We start from the raw sequence: 1,150 nt of genomic DNA on the forward strand, positions 1-1,150 counted from the left end.
ATCCATATCGAACGCAAGGGCAGTATTAGAGAAAGAACCCCAGATTTTATTTGATTTGGAGTTTAGTAACGCATCTTTTGTTTCGACAAAGTCGTACCCTTTGCCTTGAATCACTTTTACTAAATCTTCGTTGTCTTTACGAATTCCATTGCTTGTCGTAGGCTGAAGTGCTGCCTTTCCACCACCTAATACAACTTCTATATTTTGATAAACTTGCTGTTCACCAAGCACTTCAAAATTCTTGCGGTTAGCATGGTGGGCAGAGAAACTAGCCGGAGTAGCATGCTGAATTTCTGATGTAGCAATGATTCCTGTCGCGCGGCCGGAACGTTTTGCGCCTTCTAAGACGTTGGCAACTGGACGAAACTTGCAGTCTTCTTTCACTGGTTCTAAGCCAGGTGAATTCACAACAGAAGGTAATACGCCCACGTAGCCTGAATTAGATTTATTTCCGGTCGCTAAAGCTGTGGCTGCCGGTGCAGAGTCCGTAATAGCTGATTCTGCTGAATACGTACGAACACCTCCGGATACAATTTGATCTAGTGCAAGAGATGAACCTTTGTACCACCGGGCTAATGTTGTAGCAGAAGAGCTTGTCCCATCTATAACCATAAAAATTACATTTTTAGGTTGCTTTCCTACTTTTTTCACCTCAGCTTTTACCTCGTTACCGTTCATCATGCTTCCTGCTGCTAATGACCATAGCACTACCGTTCCCGCTAAAGTTAGTCCCATTATTTTTTTACGAAGAGTAGTCATTGTGGTTCCTCCATTGGTTGTTTTCGATATCCCAATCTAGCGTTCGTATGTAAACAAGATTTATTATTAGTAGTACCCTATTGCAACGAAACTAACAATAACTATGGAGTCAAAAAGTTAAATTTAAGCTACTTACTCAGCAATCGCTTCTCCTCATATAAACCTCTGTGTGCCCTTAGTTGCACGGTCTTTCCTATAAAAAGAATCTTCTCTTTATTTTATGGGAAACATTTAAAAAAGGATGGTGGGAAAATGACAATTGATCGAGTTTGTACAATTGGTCCAGCAAGTAATAATGAAGAAACATTAGCGCAGTTAATAAACAATGGTATGAAAATTGTTCGGTTGAATTTATCACATGGCACGCATGAAAGTCATAAAGATATCATTC

Annotated in this window: 2 protein-coding genes; one reads left to right on the top strand and one right to left on the bottom strand. The window is 40.0% G+C overall.

The window, feature by feature from the left end:
- Positions 1 to 759 (bottom strand): alkaline phosphatase (locus AC1DTM_RS27615; protein ID WP_477001388.1); only part of this gene is annotated, 759 nt, incomplete at its 3' end.
- Positions 760 to 1,011: 252 nt separating this feature from the next.
- Here AC1DTM_RS27615 and AC1DTM_RS27620 point away from each other — a divergent pair.
- Positions 1,012 to 1,150, top strand: a 139-nt coding sequence (locus AC1DTM_RS27620) for a pyruvate kinase (RefSeq protein ID WP_477001389.1), incomplete at its 3' end; no start/stop codon positions are given.

Source organism: Bacillus sp. P4_D3 (genome assembly GCF_056401855.1).